General features: G+C 69.0%; 13 protein-coding genes. 8 read left to right on the top strand and 5 right to left on the bottom strand.

The features are described from left to right. Positions 1-7: 7 nt before the first annotated feature. Entirely contained in the window at positions 8-1879 is a 1872-nt protein-coding gene (locus ACFYRU_RS02975) for a hypothetical protein (protein ID WP_387652363.1), read from the top strand. Between the two features lie 347 nt (positions 1880-2226). Here ACFYRU_RS02975 and ACFYRU_RS02980 read toward each other — a convergent pair whose 3' ends face one another. Then, on the bottom strand, positions 2227-2556 hold the full coding sequence (locus tag ACFYRU_RS02980) for a DUF1905 domain-containing protein (RefSeq protein ID WP_387652364.1): 330 nt from the start codon (positions 2554-2556) through the stop codon (positions 2227-2229). A 350-nt stretch (positions 2557-2906) separates the two neighbouring features. Next, positions 2907-3566 carry a YitT family protein gene (locus tag ACFYRU_RS02985; protein ID WP_387652366.1) on the bottom strand — a complete coding sequence of 220 codons (660 nt, stop codon included), beginning with the start codon at positions 3564-3566 and terminating at the stop codon, positions 2907-2909. Positions 3567-3629: 63 nt separating this feature from the next. On the opposite strand from ACFYRU_RS02985, the gene ACFYRU_RS02990 reads away from it, so the two are divergent. Together ACFYRU_RS02990 and msrA are read left to right on the top strand one after the other, a co-directional pair. Then, on the top strand, positions 3630-5069 hold the full coding sequence (locus ACFYRU_RS02990; RefSeq protein WP_387652368.1) for a PLP-dependent aminotransferase family protein: 1440 nt from the start codon (positions 3630-3632) through the stop codon (positions 5067-5069). 285 nt (positions 5070-5354) lie between these two features. Further along, entirely contained in the window at positions 5355-5993 is a 639-nt protein-coding gene (msrA, locus tag ACFYRU_RS02995) for a peptide-methionine (S)-S-oxide reductase MsrA (protein ID WP_387657989.1), read from the top strand. Between the two features lie 272 nt (positions 5994-6265). Here msrA and ACFYRU_RS03000 read toward each other — a convergent pair whose 3' ends face one another. Further along, the gene (locus ACFYRU_RS03000) at positions 6266-7378 is read right to left on the bottom strand and encodes a YbhN family protein (protein ID WP_387657992.1); all 1113 of its coding nucleotides are present in this window, start codon (positions 7376-7378) and stop codon (positions 6266-6268) included. On the opposite strand from ACFYRU_RS03000, the gene ACFYRU_RS03005 reads away from it, so the two are divergent. The 3 genes from ACFYRU_RS03005 to ACFYRU_RS03015 all read left to right on the top strand — a co-directional run bounded on the left by ACFYRU_RS03005 (position 7364) and on the right by ACFYRU_RS03015 (position 10726). Continuing rightward, positions 7364-9646 (top strand): CDP-alcohol phosphatidyltransferase family protein, encoded by a 2283-nt coding sequence (locus ACFYRU_RS03005; protein WP_387652370.1) that lies wholly within the window; start codon positions 7364-7366, stop codon positions 9644-9646. The genes ACFYRU_RS03000 and ACFYRU_RS03005 overlap by 15 nt on opposite strands. Before the next feature lie 103 nt (positions 9647-9749). Next, the gene (locus ACFYRU_RS03010; protein ID WP_387652372.1) at positions 9750-10109 is read left to right on the top strand and encodes a YciI family protein; all 360 of its coding nucleotides are present in this window, start codon (positions 9750-9752) and stop codon (positions 10107-10109) included. Between the two features lie 20 nt (positions 10110-10129). After that, positions 10130-10726: a chloramphenicol phosphotransferase CPT family protein gene (locus ACFYRU_RS03015; protein WP_387652374.1), complete on the top strand. Its 597-nt coding sequence runs from the start codon at positions 10130-10132 to the stop codon at positions 10724-10726. Here the strand turns inward: ACFYRU_RS03015 and ACFYRU_RS03020 are convergent. Then, entirely contained in the window at positions 10711-12582 is a 1872-nt protein-coding gene (locus tag ACFYRU_RS03020) for a heparinase II/III family protein (RefSeq protein ID WP_387652376.1), read from the bottom strand. The two genes, ACFYRU_RS03015 and ACFYRU_RS03020, sit on opposite strands and share 16 nt — an antisense overlap. Positions 12583-12874: 292 nt before the next feature. Between ACFYRU_RS03020 and ACFYRU_RS03025 the strand changes: the two genes are divergently transcribed. Beyond that, positions 12875-13831: a hypothetical protein gene (locus ACFYRU_RS03025; RefSeq protein ID WP_387652378.1), complete on the top strand. Its 957-nt coding sequence runs from the start codon at positions 12875-12877 to the stop codon at positions 13829-13831. A gap of 56 nt (positions 13832-13887) precedes the next feature. On the opposite strand, the gene ACFYRU_RS03030 is transcribed toward ACFYRU_RS03025, so the two are convergent. After that, the gene (locus ACFYRU_RS03030; protein WP_387652379.1) at positions 13888-14409 is read right to left on the bottom strand and encodes a DinB family protein; all 522 of its coding nucleotides are present in this window, start codon (positions 14407-14409) and stop codon (positions 13888-13890) included. Between the two features lie 232 nt (positions 14410-14641). Between ACFYRU_RS03030 and ACFYRU_RS03035 the strand changes: the two genes are divergently transcribed. Next, positions 14642-16372, top strand: coding sequence for a sialidase family protein (locus tag ACFYRU_RS03035; RefSeq protein ID WP_387652381.1), 1731 nt, complete (start codon positions 14642-14644; stop codon positions 16370-16372). Positions 16373-16448 lie beyond the last annotated feature (76 nt).

Consider the following 16448-nt stretch of genomic DNA (forward strand, 5'->3'; position numbering starts at 1 on the left):
AGACCCGATGAGCAACACGACCCCACAGCCGACGAGCCGCCGTGCCCAGAAGCGGGCCGAGCGTGCCCAGCGCCAGGCCGTACGCACGGCCGAGCGCACGCAGCGCCGGGCCGCGCGCGACCAGCTAAAGGCCTTCGAGGGCGCCGTAAGCACGGGACGCGACGACGCCAAAAGGGGATTCACGCTTGCCGCAGCCCAGGCAGCGCGGATGGATCCGAACTTCCGCGCGCAGATCGGCCATGCCGGCATCACGCCCGCCCACCTGGAGTTGCTGGCGACCGCCGCCGTCAACGCCAACTTCAATCCAGCGCGCTACGGCCCCCTGGCGACAGCACTGATCCAGGAGTTCCAGACCCGCCTCGCCGAGGCCGGACCGATGCCGCGGAGCACCGGCATGAGCCGGGCCAACCCCATGTCGCGCTGGAACCAGGCCCAGCGGGCCGGTACGAAGGCGCTCAAGCAAGGTCTCACGCAGGCCGCGGCGCACGCGAAGAGGACTGACCCGAACACGGCTGCGGCGATGGGATTCTCGGAGTTCGACTCCCTGCAGCTCGGGGCACTGGCGTCGGGCCGAGTCGCGAACGTCTTCCGGGTTCAGCTCCAACCCCAGGGCCAGGGCCAGGGCCAGGCGCAAGGTCCCGGTCAGGGCCAAGGGCAGGGTCAGGGCCAACGGCAGGGTCAGGGGCAGGGTGCCGGACGGGTGCAGGGTGCCGCGCCGGGACCGCAGACGCAGGGACAGGGGCAGGCACAGGGGCAGGGGCAGGGGCAGGGGCAGGGGCAGGGGCGGATGGTCCAGCCCCAGAACGCGACCCGGCAAGCCCCGGCGCCGCAGCAGGTGAACCCGCAGATCGACGCCCTGCAACAGCAGGTCATCGCGTTGCAGCAGCAGATCATCCAGATGCAGGCCCGCGAAATCACGCTTCTCCAGCAGAACCTCGCCCTGCAGAGCCCGATGCAGCAGACGCTCCACGCGCAAGCACAGGTCCAACAGCAGACAGCCCAACAGAACCAGCAGCCCTCCCAACCCGAGCAGACCCGCCAACAGGCACCCGCACTGGACGACAACGTCCGCGTCGACAACCCAGTCATCGGCGACGACCAGGCACAACAAGCCGGCCCCACCGACCCAGCACTAGGCGAACCCGAGCCCGAAGCCGGGACCGGCCAGGCTGAGCCGCAGTCCCTCGGCGAGGGCGAGGCGGCAACCGGCGCGGCAGAGCCCCAAGCGGTAGGTGAAGCCGAGACCGGCGCAGCCGAACCGCAAGCCGTAGGCGAAGCCGAGACCGGCGCAGCCGAACCGCAAGCCGTAGGCGAAGCCGAGACCGGCGCAGCCGAACCGCAGGCCGTAGGCGAGGCCGAGACGGGTGAGGCGGTGGTTGGGGGGCAGTCCGGTGGGCAGGCTCAGTCGACCAGGGCGCAGGAGTGGGGAGCTTCGGCTCGTGGCGACAGCCAGGCGCGTCCTCAGCCGGTCCAGGCGACCGAGCCCGAGGCAGGCACCGTGGAGCCCGCGGCCGAAACTCCAGAACCGGCCGTTGCCGCCGCAGAAGCCGGCGCCGACCAGTCCGTCCAACCCCAACAGGCTCCCGTCAACGGCCAGCGACCGCAGATCAACGGGGAGCAGGAGGCTGCCCTGCGGGCGGCGGTTTCGGGTGCTCGGCAGCAGCAGCGGCAGGCAGGTTCTGCGGTACCTGGAAAGTCGAGCGGGGAGCTGGACGGGAAGTTCGCACGGGACGTCGCGCTCGGGGGTAACACGCCGATGAACACCGTCTCCACCAAGCGGGCCGAGGAAGCAGCAAAGCCAGGCAACAGCGGCACCACCCGCGAGCGCACCGGCAACGCACCCGCTGCGACAACCGCGCAACCCCAGAACGAACGCTGATGACCACCTGAACCCCGCACCACCCGCACCAACGCAAGACCCTCAGCACCACACCACCGCAGGACCGTCAGCACCACACCACCGCAGGACCGTCAGCACCACACCACCGCAGGACCGTCAGCACCACACCACCGCAGGACCGTCAGCACCGCAGGGCCGTCAGCACCGCTGCGCCGTCAGCGCTGGACCAGCGCAGTACCTGAAGAACGCCGCCGGGTCGCCCCGGCGGCGTTCTTGTGTCCACAGCCCCGGCCGAGTCGTGGCGAATGGCTCCGGCGCCCTCCGCCGAGTCGTGAGAAACGGCGCGGAATATCAGCCCCAATCCACGACTCGGCGGAGCAGAGGGGTCATTTCTTCAGGCGTGGGGGTTCGGGCCTGTTCTGGAAGTCGACGAGTTCTATGTGGGCTTCGACCGGGGTGCCCTCGGTTAGGTCCTCGGCGAGGCGGATCGGTTTTTTGACCGGTAGGACGTACGTGCCGTCCTTGGTCGGGAACACCGAGGTTCGCCAGTTGCTCCCGCCGACCGTCACCGCGACTCGTACCGACCCGAACCCTTTCCGGCGGCCCTCGGTCAGGTCGGTGATCTCGTCGCTGATGTCCTCGGGAACGGTCACGAAGTACCACGACCCCTCCCCCGGCCACAGCCACAGCGGCGCCGTGAACTCGTACTCGCTCATTCGCCCACCGACAGCCCGCGCCGCGCCGGTCGTCTCGACCACGGCGCAAGGTGGCTCTCGTACACAAGGGCGTCGTCAGGCATGGGAGCAGTCTGGCCGACTCCACCGACACATTCGCCTGTCAACACCCAGCACCCCGTCGCACACCGACATCCGGGACGCGCCGCTTGCCGCGGCCGCTGATCACACCGGTGATCCTGATGATCGCCCGGCTGCGAGGCCGTACGGCCGGTCGTAGAACGTCCGTACGGCCAACGTCGCCAGTCCACCCTCGCCGCCGAACATGAAGTACGTCCGGCACGTCGAAGGGACTCTCGGTCGGCATCGGCACAGGCTGCGGCCGGCGGGGGCTACTCGTGCTTCAGGCGGACGGTGAAGATCGGTAGCAGGAAGTGGACGAGGGGGCCGATCGACAGGGCGTAGACGACGGTGCCGATGCCGATCGAGCCGCCCATCAGGAAGCCGGTGGCGAGCACGGTCAGTTCGAGTGACGTACGGACGAGGCGGACGCTCAGGCCGGTACGGCGTACCAACCCGGTCATCAGGCCGTCGCGCGGACCGGGGCCGAACTGGGCGCCGATGTAGAGCGCGCCAGCCAGCGCATTCAGTACGACACCGGCCAGCATGAACACGATCCGCAGCCACAATGCGTGCGGGCGGTCGACCGTCGCCAGCGTCAGGTCGGTGACCAGGCCGATGACGATCGCGTTGCTGATCGTGCCGAGGCCGGGCCACTGACGCAGCGGGATCCACGCGAGCAGTACGACGAAGCTGACCGCGATCACGACGGTCCCGAAGCTGAGCGGGACGTGCTTGGTGATGCCGGAGTGGAACACGTCCCACGGATCCAGGCCGAGGTTGCCCTGGATCATCAGCCCCATCGAGGCGCCGTACAGGGACAGGCCCGCGTACAGCTGGACCAGCCGGCGCGGCAGGTGGCCTGCTTTCAGCTGCTGGATCGGGTTGATCGGGGCGAGTTGGCGCGGCGGGGCGTCGGAGGTGGCGGTCACGTACTCCAGTGTCCGGATCAAGTGGCCTGGTATTCGATAGCCAATTGCGGGATAGTGGACTGCATGCAAGCACGCTACCTCCCCGCCAGTACGTTGACCGGCCTGCTCGGCGAGTGGGCCGACGGGACCGGACCGGCGTACCGGGTCCTGGCCGAACGGCTCCGGCTGCTGATCGCCGACGGGCGGATCATGCCCGGCTCGCGGCTGCCCAGCGAGCGGGAGCTGACCGACGCGCTGGGGGTCAGCCGTACGACGGTGGCGTCGGCGTATCGGGAGCTGCGGGACAGCGGGTACCTGACGAGCCGGCGTGGTTCGGGGAGCGTGACCGTGCTGCCGTCGAAGGTCGAGCCGGAACTCGGGCGGCACCACGCGCCGGGGATCGACACCGAGGGTCTGTACGACTTCACCTGCGCGGCGCCGTCGGCCGTACCGGGGATCAGTACGGCGGTCGCGTCGGCGGCGCTCGACCTGCCGCTGCACCTGGCGACGCCCGGGTATCACCCGCAGGGGTTGCCCGTACTGCGGGCCGAGATCGCGGCGGCGTACTGCGAACGCGGGCTGCCGACCTCCGCGGACCAGATCATCGTCACCGCCGGGGCGCTCGCGGCGACCTCGATCGCGGTCCGGGCGCTCACCCAGATCGGCGACCGGGTACTGACCGAGAGCCCGACGCACCCGAACTCGGTGGACGCGATCCGGCGCAGCGGTTGCCGGGTGGTCGCGGTACCGATATCGCCCGGCGGCTGGGACCTGCCGTTGCTGGAGGCAACCATCCGGCAGACCGCGCCGCGGGCCGCGTGGCTGGTGGTGGACTTCCAGAACCCGACCGGTTTCCTGATGCCCGCGACGGACCGGCAGCGGCTGGCGCGGGCGTTCGCACGGTCCCGGACGACGGCGATCGTGGACGAGACGCTGTTCGAGCTGTCGCTGGACGGGCAGGAGATGCCGCCGCCGTTCGCGTCGTACGACCCGGACGGGGTGATCACGGTCGGGTCGGTGAGCAAGTCGTTCTGGGGCGGGCTGCGGATCGGGTGGATGCGGGTACCGGAGGCGCTGGTGGCCCGGATACTCGACGCGCGGGCGTCGCTGGATCTCGGGGCGCCGGTGCTGGAGCAGTTGGTGGTGGCCGATCTGCTGCGCCGGCGGTCGACGCTCCTGCCGGAACGGCGCGCGGCGTTGGCCCGCCGGCGGGACGCGCTGGCGGCCGCGGTCTCGGCCGAGCTCCCGTCGTGGCGGTTCCGGCTGCCGTCCGGCGGGTTGTCGTTGTGGTGCGAACTGCCCGAACCGGTCGGCTCCAGCCTCGTCGGCGTCGCCCAGCGCAACGGCGCCCTGCTCGTCGCCGGCTCCCGCTTCTCCCCCGACGGCGGCCTCGAGTCCTTCATCCGCCTCCCGTTCACCCTCGACGAGGACGCGCTGCGGGACGGCGTCCAGCGCCTGGCCGAGTCCTACAACTCCCTGACCACCGCGAGCCCCGCGCGACGGACCGGGGTGATGATCGCGTGATGCCGGACGCCCAGGCCATCACAATCGGGCGCTCCGGGCGTTCTCCGCCTGACGCCCCGCCCCAGGCGCGATTGTGATGGCCTGGCGGACCGCCACCACTCACCAAGCCCGGCACCGCGGGGCGGGTTCACGCTCAGCGGCCCCCGTTCGGCGGGTGTTGACGGGTGATGATGAGTGCTGCAGGTCCGCCGTGCGCACGTCATCGTGCCGTAAGGGGTGCGGGGAAGGTTCGCCCTACGGGGAGCGTTGGGAGACTATGAGAGTCACACTGCGAGAGGCGTGAGAATGTCGTTCTTCACCCGCAACACCGCCATGGTCGAGCCGGCGGCCGCACTGCCCGGCCGGCCCACCCCTGGCTTCGCCGTACCGGACGAGAACATCGTCCTGCACACGCCGCAGACCGCCGCCGCGCCCGAGGGCTTCGAGGAGGTCTGGTTCGGCACCGGCTGCTTCTGGGGCACCGAGGAGATCTTCTGGCAGCAGCCCGGCGTGTACACCACCGCCGTCGGGTACGCGGGCGGTTACACCCCGAACCCGACGTACGAGGAGGTCTGCACCGGCCGCACCGGCCAGACCGAGGCCGTCCGTGTCGTGTACGACCCCACCAAGACGACCTTCACCGACCTGCTGAAGGTCTTCTGGGAGACCCACGACCCGACACAGGGCATGCGCCAGGGCAACGACCTGGGTTCGCAGTACCGCTCGGCGATCTACTACACCACCGACGCCCAGCGCGCCGAGGCCGAGCGCACCCGCGACCTGTACGCCCCCGTCATCAAGCCCCTCGGCTACGGCGACATCACCACAGAGATCGCCCCGGCCCAGACCTTCTACTACGCCGAGGACTACCACCAGCAGTACCTGTTCAAGAACCCGAACGGGTACCGGTGCCACAGCAACACCGGGGCCAAGTTCCCTGCGTGATGCGTGCGAGCGCCCGACCGCCTAGCGGTCGGGCGCTTTGTTCTACGGTGTCGGGATGAAGATCGACGGCCGTCGCCTGCGCCGGCTGGTGGTGGGTGACGTCACTTGGCAGTGGACGGTTCGTCAGCGGGCGGACTGCTTGACGCTTTCCTTGTTCCGAGAGGGCACGCGGCGGCGGTTGGTCTTCGTGTTCCGGCCTGGCGCGGACCGGGTCGTGTCGAACACGTACTTCGACGCAGGTGCGTTGATGCGGCTGCCGGATCGGAGTTATCTCAACCTCTTCGAGCCTGGAACGGTTCGTCGACTTCTGGACGCTTTGGATCCCGCTGTGCGCGATCAGGACACCGAGGTCGACGGATGGCCGTACTTCGACGCAGTCGTGGACTCGTGAGACCCGGCCGGCGGGCAAGCACCAGCACGACAGCTCCGGGGAGGGTCGCCACGAGGGCGAGGATGCCGTAGACGACCGCTACGGTGACGCCCTGGGCCGCGCCCAGCCCTACCGAGCTGAACGCCCAGGCGGCGGCGCCTTCGCGTGGGCCCCAGCCTGCGATGTTCGTCGGTACTGCGGAGGCCGTCAGCACGACCAGGGCCAGCGGCAACAGTCGGGCGGGCGACACGTCCGCTCCGGTCGCTCGTACGGCGATCACGAAGACGGTCACGTGGCCGAGTACGGCGACGGTTGATGCGAGCAGGATGCCCGGCCAGGCGCGGGGAGCGAGCACCGCGTCGCGTAGGTCGGTGGTGAACGCGCGTGCGATCCGCGAAGCGAGACGGCCGCCCTTGAGACAGAGGAGTACGGCGACCACACCGGCGACGACCGCGACCACCACGGCGGCCGGGCCGACAAGGGAGCCGGCCGGCCAGGACAGCAGGAGCAGTACGCCCACGGTCAGCACGAGCTGCACCGCGAATCCTGAGGTCCGCTCCCACGCGACCGCGCGCAGGCTGAGGTTCAGGTCGCCGACGTCGCGCCCGTGGCGTACGGCGCGGTGTACGTCGCCCATCACCCCTCCGGGCAGCGTGGCGTTCAGGAACTGCGATCGGTAGTACGCAGCCACCGCAGTCCGCAGCGGGATCTCGACGCCGAGCCTGCCGGCGATGAGTCGCCACCGCACCGCGCAGCACAACGTGGTGAGCGCGGTGATCGCGAACGCGGCGGCGAGCGGCCAACCGGTCGTCAGCCGGAGCCCGTCCACCAGCGGGCCGATGCCCACCCGCCAAACGAGAACGGCCAGGATCGCGGCGCCGCCTGCGACGCGCGCACACGGCCAGATGCTTCGGCTGATGGCGGTTCCCTTCTTCGGCTTGGATGAACCAGTGCGACGCTGTTCTCGTATGACCGTCGTACCCGTAGATACGGAGGCACTGTGCGTCTGGTTCAGGGTCGAGTGCGCAGCCGCATCCTCATCGGCCCGCTCGCCGGCTTCGCCTGTCTGCTCGTACTTCTCGGCGTACTCGCAGCAGTCACCGGCCTCGACGTCCCCGGCTGGGTGACCGGCGTCGTCTCCGGAGCCGGCCTTGCCGTACTGCTCGCCCGCGCGATGGTGCATCACGGACGGGACGGGCTGGGACCCGCGGACAGGGTGACGCTGACTCGGGCGATCCTCGCATGTGTGGTCGCGGCGCTGACCGCGGACTCGTTCGGCGGCCGCGCGCCGGTGGCCGTACTCGTGGTGCTCTCGACGATCGCGCTGGTCCTCGACAACGTGGACGGTCGGGTCGCTCGGCGGACCGGCACGGTGTCGGCGTTCGGGGCGCGGTTCGACATGGAGGTCGACGCGTTCCTGATCATGGTCCTGAGCGTGTACGTCGCCCGTACGACGGGCTGGTGGGTGCTTGCGATCGGCGCGGCCCGCTATCTGTACGTGGCGGCCGGTTGGGTGTGGCCGTGGCTGCGCGGTTCGCTCCCGCCTCGCTACTGGGCCAAGGTGGTCGCCGCGATCCAGGGCATCACGCTGACGGTCGCGGCGGCCGGTTTCCTGCCTGATGTCGTGACCACGGTCGTGGTGCTGATCGCGCTGGGCCTGTTGACCGAGTCGTTCGGCCATGACGTCTGGGGGCTGTGGCGCCAGGCTGGAAGGCCGCACTTCACGCGCGCCACCGTGACGTCGGCGCTGGCGGTGCTCCTGGTCTGGGTTGCGCTGATCGTGCCGGACCACACCAGTAACCTGTTCCTCCGGATCCCGTTGGAAGGCCTGCTGTTCGTCGTACTTGTCTGCGTCCTGCCGTCGAGACTCGCGTGGGTCCTCGCCGTGATCGTCGGTCTCCTCGCCGGAGTGCTGCTGATCCTGCGGTTGCTCGACCGGGGCTTCTACTTCGCCTTCGACCGGGCGTTCCACCCCGTGTACGACGGGGCGTACGCCGGCTCCGCGCTGAGCCTGCTCGGCGACTCGATCGGCCGTGTCGGCGCGCTCGCCGTCTTCGTCGCAGCCGGTGTGCTCTGCGTAGCCCTGCTCGTACTGCTGCCTCTGTCGGCGCTGCGGGTGGCCCGGCTCGTCGCGAGCCACCGGCGGCGGACGATCCGGATCGTCGCCGTCCTGGCCGCGATCTCGCTCGTGCCGACGCTGACCGGCATTTGGCCCGTACGGGAGCTCGCCTCCGCCTCCACAGTCCGGCTCGCCACGCAGGTCCGTGACGATCTCCGCGACCAGCGGGAGTTCACGCAGGCGCTCGAGCAGGATCGCTTCCGCGACACCCCGGGCAACCAACTCCTGAATGGTCTGAAAGGCAAGGACGTACTGCTGGTCTTCGTCGAGAGCTACGGGCGTACGGCGCTCGACTCACCTGTCGTGGGGTCGGCGCTCGAGGCCGGGGACCGGCGGCTGCAGCAGGCCGGCTTCTCTTCGCGCAGCGGCTTCCTCACCTCACCGACGTTCGGCGGCATCAGCTGGCTGGCGCACTCCACCCTGCAGTCCGGGCTGTGGGTGGACAGCCAGCAGCGCTACGACCACCTCGTCACTCTCGACCGGGTCACGCTCACGGGCGCGTTCGGCCGAGCCGGCTGGCGTACGGTCGCGGACGTACCGTCCAACGACGAGGACTGGTCGGTGGGGAAGACGTACTACCACTACGACATGGTCTACGACCGCCGGAACGTGGGGTACGCCGGGCCGTCGTTCAGCTACGCCTCGATGCCTGACCAGTACACCCTCGCCGCATTCCAGCGACTCGAACTGGACAAGCCAAATCGCGGTCCCGTGATGGCCGAGATCGACCTGGTCTCCAGCCACACGCCGTGGGCGCCGCTCCCCCGCCTGGTCGACTGGAGCCAGGTCGGTGACGGCTCGGTCTTCGACCCGATGCCGGCCGAGGGCGACTCACCGGAAGACGTGTGGCGGCAGCCGGAACGGGTCAAGGCCGCGTACGCACAGTCCATCGCGTACTCGCTCGACGCCCTGACCTCGTTCGTCCAGCAGCTCCACGACCCCAACCTGGTCCTCGTCGTCCTCGGCGACCACCAGCCCGCAAGCATCGTCTCCGGCAACGGCGCCAGCCACGACGTCCCGATAAGCATCATCGCCGCTGACCCAGCCATAACCGCCCGCGCCGCAACCTGGGGCTGGCCCCTCGGCCTACGCCCATCCCCCGACGCACCCATCTGGCCCATGAACACCTTCCGCGACCGCTTCCTCACCACCTACAGCCAGTAGCGTGCCCGGTAGAAACTTGGGGGGAGTTGTCGGATTGGGGGTGGGTGGTTCGTGGAGGGGGTAGAGGGCGGCTGGTGTGGTCGTTCTGGGGTTTGGAGGAGTCATGGCTGAGTACCTGGTTGCGTTCAACGACGAGTGGGTGCCGGAGCATACGGATGCGGAGTTGGAGGGCAAGTCGGCTGCGTTGCGGCCGTTGTTGGAGGAGATGCGGGCTGCGGGGGTGTTGATCTTCACGGGTGGGCTGGATCCGGATGCGCCGGTGTTCAGTGTGGATGCTGCTAGCGGTACGCCGTTGTTCACGGACGGGCCGTACGTGGAGTCGAAGGAGCACCTCGGCGGGTTCGCGGTACTGGATGTCGCCGACGAGGAGGCTGCGCGGTACTGGGCCGGGAAGATCGCGGCGGCCTGCGGCTGGCCCCAGCAGGTCCACCGGTTCCAGGTGCCGCGGAACCGTCGCGGCTGACCGGAGGCGATGATGGGGCGGTGTCGATCGCCGCAACTCATGAGCTGACCCCAGGTACCGCGACCGGGCCGGGGCGGGTGATTCTGCTCAACGGGACGTCCAGCTCCGGGAAGTCCACGATCGCCGGCGAGCTGATGAAGTCGCTCGACGGCGTCTGGTACGACCTCAAGATCGACCACTTCCACCGGGCCCGGGCGCGCCGCGAGTGGACCGACGAGACGTTCCTGCCGGTGTTCCAGCGGACCGTGCTCGGGTTCCATCGGGCGGTCGCGGGGATGGCGTCGGCGGGGAACGACGTGATCGTGGACCACATCCTCGGGGAACGGTGGCGGCTCGACGACTGTCTGACGGTGCTCGACGGGCTGCCGGTGTTGTTCGTCGGCGTTCAGTGCTCGCTCCCGGAGCTCGAACGCCGCGAACGCGACCGCGGTAACCGTACGATCGGGCTCGCCGCCGTACAGTTCCCGCTCGTCCACGCCCACGGTGTGTACGACGTGGAAGTGGACTCCGAGGAGCTGTCACCGGCGGAGTGCGCCGCGGCCATCGACGCCCGCCTGAACGACGGGCCGCCGACAGCCTTCGCGCAGCTCAGGGCCGTACGTCAGCCGGCGCGGTAGAGCGAGCCGCCGCCGGAGATGGCGATCGCGGTACGCCGCCCGCCCACGTTGAGGTTGACGACGAACGTCGTACCGGACTGACGGACCGAGTACGTCACCGTGCCCGACGACCTGACCGGGACCACGAACGAGAGGATCGACGCGGTCTTCCCGGAGCGCGCCAGCATCACCGTCGGCGCGGGCTTCCGGGTGAAGGTGGTCGGGTAGTACCACCCCTGGACCGGATAGGTCTGCGCCTGCTTGACCAGGATCGCCCCGGCCGGAAGCGCCTGCTTGAACGGCACCTGGAGCAAGACCGTACGGGTCGTGTCGCCCGGCGCCATCGCGACCGCGGTCGTCCGCGAGTACACCGTCGCACGCTGGTCCGGCGGCAGGTGCCACAACGTCTGGAACGCCTGCGCGGTACGAGCCGACGCACGGTCCCACACGACCAGTAGATCCGGATCCTTCAGCACCAGCACCGAGCGGACCCGGCTGACCGCACTCGCCGGCGCATCGCTGAACACGTACGACTCCGACGTGGCCTTGACCGCGTACGACGTCAGCCGGGTCACCGGGTTCAGGGCCGTCGACGTCGGCGTCGTCAGTACGCTGTGCGCGCTCGGGCTGACGGCCCACGTCCGGTACGCCCCGGCGTTGTACGCCGCGTACCCGCCGTCGACGATGATGTCCCGCCCACGTGACGTGTACGTGATGCTCATGTGGTCGAGGTGCCCGTGGAACGCCCGGGCCGGCCCGAACCTGATGCTGTACGTCGACTCGCCCGCGAACCCGCGCGCCGGATCGGTCCCCCAGCCGGTGCGGCCGAACACGTACCCGTTCGAGTAGACCCCGACCCGCCACGGCGGCACCGTACCGGTCTTCCCGAACGAACCCGCGTACTCCATCGGCGTCCCGGTCCACGGGTACGTCGACTGTACTTCGGTGTCGCCGAGCTGATGCAGCCTGCCGAGCGAGTTCGTTGCCAGCGTCAACCATTTGGCGAGCAGCGCGCGCCGGGTCGCGATCGTCGTACCGGGATTCACGCCGCAGTTCTGCAGTACCGCGATCGCCCGGCCCCAGAGCGAGTAGTTGAACGACGCGTACCCGGTCGACTGCTCGTTGGTCGACCCCTGCGCGTCGATCGACGTGGTGATCCCGGCCGCGAGCCGTTGCTGGGCGAGGTTCTTGTAGTCGGTCCGGCCGAGCGTGCAGCCGACGCCGAACAGCGCGATGCTCTCGTCCGTACCATGGTTCCACGCGCCGCTCCAGTAGTTCGTGAGGAACCGGGCGTGGCTGAGCAGGGCCGCGTCCAGCCAGGCGTACCGCGTCGGTAAAGCCGTCACGTGCAACCCGCTCAGGATCGCCTGGCGCAGGCAGATCAGGACGTTGGCGCGGTGCATGGTCGATTCCCAGGCGCCGACGTTCGCCTTCCACGAGTACGGATTGTCGCGGTACCAGTCGTACGCGATCGTGTTCACCCTCGTCAGCGCGGTCAGATCACCCTTGCCCGCGGCAACGATTCCCTGACCGAGCCAGCGCAACGAGTGGAACCACATGTACCAGCTCGCGTTCTTGTACGGGTTCAGCGACCAGTTGATGTTGCCGCTGCCGTTGCCGACCTTGTACGCCGCATACGGGCCCCAGGCAAACTTGTCGGCGTACAGGTTCGGCAACGGATTCGTTGCCTCGAGCCCGCTGAACCCGGGACACGCGTAGTGCGGCGCCGCGAGCGCCTTCGGTTGCGCCGTACCGATGTCCGTGGCCGGCGGCGCGGTCGCCGGTACGACGTTGCTCGCGCCCGGCAAGAACTGCGCGCCCCCCGGGTCCTGCGGTGCCGGGACGATCGGAATCCCCGGCGCTGCTTGCGCTGTCACTGCCCCCAGCAACAGAACAGCGATCCCCACGGCCACAACGGCCGTTCCCCTGAATCGCATGAAGTTGTACCTCTCCCCCACCGCCGCCGGGACACCGGCGACGGTCTGCTGAGCGGACAGGTGTGCCGCACACGCGACACACCGGACCACGGCAGCCCATGGGGGCGGTCAGCTCACCGAGGTTTGCATCTCCCTTACAAACCCCGATGCGGCAAGCCGGCCAAAGGTTTCGGTAACACACGAGACGGCTCCAGCGATCCAGAAGTGGGGCAGGGATGCGAGAGGGGAAATCATGCGGCTGACTGTGGCGTTGGCTTTGGCTGGAGTTCTGCTGACCGGCTGCACGCCGGGTTCGGATCAGGGACCCGAGACGTACGTAGCGGAGGGCGCGGACCAACTCTCGGTGGTCCAATGGACTGAGGACGGCGGCGTACTGACAGGGACCTATCAAGCAGTGTCAGCGTCAGAGAAGTCTGATGGTGCGCCAACAGATTCGTCGGACAGCAGCTTTCAAGGAAAGCTGTCGCACGGGGCGGTGAGCCTGACGTTCGATGGGCTGACCACGGTCACCGGGAAGGTGGACGGCGACTCGCTGACGCTCTCGGTTCCGCAGAAGGATGGCGGTGTTACGCCGGTGACCTACCACCGCTCGACGCTCGATTCGTACAACCGTGCCGTTGCGGCGCTTGCCGCACGCGTCACGACCCAGCGCGCGCAGGCCGCGCAGGAAGCCGCCGATGCACGGGCGGCCGCAGATCTGGCGCAACAGGAACAGGCACTGTCGGAGAGCGTCAATGACCTGCCCTCATTGACCACCGCGATCACCACGGCAACCGCGGGCTTGTCCACTGCCGTTGGCGGTGTGCGCAGTGCCTTGAAGTCACAGCGCGCTGCTCTTGCGAGGGTGAAGTCCGTGAACTGCATTGATGTCTACACGGCGATCTCCGACGAGGGCACTACTTATTCGGACGTGACCACTGCCGAATCGGACTTCGAGACCGCCACGACGGATCTTGCTGGTGCGGAGCAGGAACTGCGGACGGCGATGACCTCGATTCAGACGGCCGCGGAGTCCGTCCGGAACGCGGGCGGCACTGTGCCTGATCTCTCGAATGTCACGGCTGCGGCGCGGGCGCTCCGGGCTTCAGGTGTCTCGAAGAAGACCGCGAGTGCCGAGGTGAAGCGTTTGGCTGAATCCGCGAAGCAGGTGGACGCCGCGGCCAACTCGTTGACGGGACGAGCCTGCTAGTTGCCGGCAGCGCCAGGAGGATCGTCCTGGCGCCCGGAGTGTCGGCGTTCGCAGGTTCAGCCCATCGTTTTCTGGCCGTCGATGGTTTCGCGGATGATGTCGGCGTGGCCGGAGTGCTGGGCGGTTTCGGAGGCGATCTGCAGGAAGGCCATCCGGACCGTCCAGAAGACGCCCGGGGGCTGCCAGGGGGCGGCCTGGAGTTCGTACTTGGCGTCGAGGTCGAGGGTGCGGACCAGTTCGGCGGTGGCCTCGGCGACCTTCTCGTACGCGGCGAGTACGTCGGCCAGCGTCTCGCCCTCGACGAAGCGGAACTGGTCCTGCCAGACCGCGATCACCTCCGGGGTGAACTCGACGGCCGCCGTCTCCCCCTTGCCCTGGGCGAACTCGGCCCAGTGCTGCTCGACGGTCATCACGTGCTTGATCAGGCCGCCGACGGTCAGTTCGCTCTTCGTGCTGCGGGTGCTCGCCTGCTCGTCGGTCAGCCCCTGCGCGGTGTGCCGGAGGAAGTGCCGACGGGTCGCGAGAAGGTCCAGGATGTCCGCCCGCTCACCGGAGACGGTCTGCTCGTTTGTCGTCATGCCCAGACGATAACCGCCAATAGCGGCCAGGTACTGACCGCTATGAAAACCCGCCAGGTCTCCTTCCGCTGACGGCAAGAGCCGATGAGGTGACGGCTCGCGTACGACGGTTCGCGAGCCGTCACGGACCGTGTCGAAGTGTTGTGCGGGACGGGCGACAGGAGCAGTGTCGAGACGCCCCAGACGGACGGGGAACCAGTCCCGGCCCGCTGGGTCGTCCCGGGGAGGGATCATGGGCAGACCACGCCTCGTCATCGCTTCCGTCGCTGCCTTCGCAGCCGCCGTGTGTGGCGCCGCCGTCGCTGCGTACGCGGCACCGTCCACCGAGGTGACGGTCGGGAGCCCGCCCTCGCCGTTCTCGCAGAACAAGCAGAACGAGCCCGCGGTGGCCATCGACGCGCACGATCCGTCGGTCGTCGTCGCCGGCGTGAACGACGAGATCGACATGGAATCGTGTGCCGCGGGCGCGCCCAACACGTGCCCGTTCACCCCCGGCGTCGGCGTGTCCGGGGTGTACTTCTCGTTCGACAGCGGTCAGAGCTGGCAGCAACCGACGTACTCCGGCTGGACCGCCCGCGACTGCCTCGGCCCGGCGGTCTGCGCCCCGAAGGTGGGCAAGATCGGGACGCTGCCGCACTACTACGAGGCCGGCCTGGTCTCGGACGGTGACCCGGCGGTCGCGTTCGGACCGCGCCCCGGTCCGGACGGCAAGTTCGCCTGGTCGAACGGTTCCCGCTTGTACTACGCGAACCTGACGGCGAACTTCTCCGCCGTACGGCAGCTCGAGACGTTCCGTGGGTTCGAGGCGATCGCGGTGTCGACCGCCGACAACCTCCACGCCGCGGCGAACAACGACGCATCCGCCTGGAACGCACCCGTGATCATCTCGAAGCAGTCGTCGACCACCTTCTCGGACAAGGAGCAGGTGTACGCGGACAACGCGTCGAGCAGCCCCTTCTTCGGGCATGTATACGTATGCTGGGCCAGCTTCCGCAGCAACAGCCACGGTCAGGCGCTCCCGGTACCGCTCACCGTCGCACGGTCTGCTGACGGCGGCAGCACCTGGACCACGAGCCAGGTCGGGCCCGCCACGAACAACGGCGTCAGCCAACAGCCCGACGGCTGCACCGTACGCACGGACAGCACAGGGAACGTCTACGTGTTCGGCGTCGGCGTGCGCAGCGGTCAGAGCCTGCAACTGATGTACAAGTCGACCGACGGCGGCGCGCACTTCACCGGTCCGACCGTGGTCGCGCCAGTGGTCGAGCCCGGTGTGGTCGACCCGGTCCAGGGCCGTCCGGTGATGGACGGGATCGGCGGCGCGCGCGTCGACCTGGCCGGCGCTCCGAGCGTCGACATCGCGAACGGCCGCCCGGCCGGTGTTGGGGCGACCAACGAGATCTTCATGACCTGGTCGGACGGCCGGCAGGGCCTGAACAAGGAGCAGTTGATGCTCACCTGGTCGCGGAACGGCGGAACCTCCTGGGCCCCGGCGACTCCGCTCAAGCTCACGGCCGGCGATCGGCCGGTGTACACCGCACCGGCGGTGTCCCCGGACGGCACGGATCTGTACGTCGTACACAACTCGTTCACGACGGTGTACCGCGACAACACGACCGACCCACGTGGTCTCGTCGGTGAGGTACTGCACTCGGACGTCGCAGGCGGAGTACCGACCGGCTGGACGACGCTCGAACGCACGGCCGGCGGCGATCCGCGCGGCAGCAGCGCGAACGCGCTGACCGACGAGTTCCTCGGCGACTACGTGTACGCCGCGGCGTCGAACGACTCGGCGGTCGCGGTCTGGAACGACGCCCACGCCGTCGCGGTCTGTGGAGCCGTGAACGCCTATCGCACGGCGCTGTACGCCGGTCCCGCGACGGCACCCGACATGAGTGGTTGCCCAGGGACGTTCGGCAACACCGACATCCTCGGCGGCAGCTACCCGGACCCGACGCCGTGAACCAGGCCCGTGGAGGGCGTCGGCTCGGCGCCCTCCACGGGTAAACCGGTTGCGCGCCCGGGCTGGCCTCCAGCAG

This window comes from Kribbella sp. NPDC004536 (genome assembly GCF_042873835.1).
In the GTDB taxonomy this organism is placed as follows: Bacteria; Actinomycetota; Actinomycetes; order Propionibacteriales; family Kribbellaceae; genus Kribbella.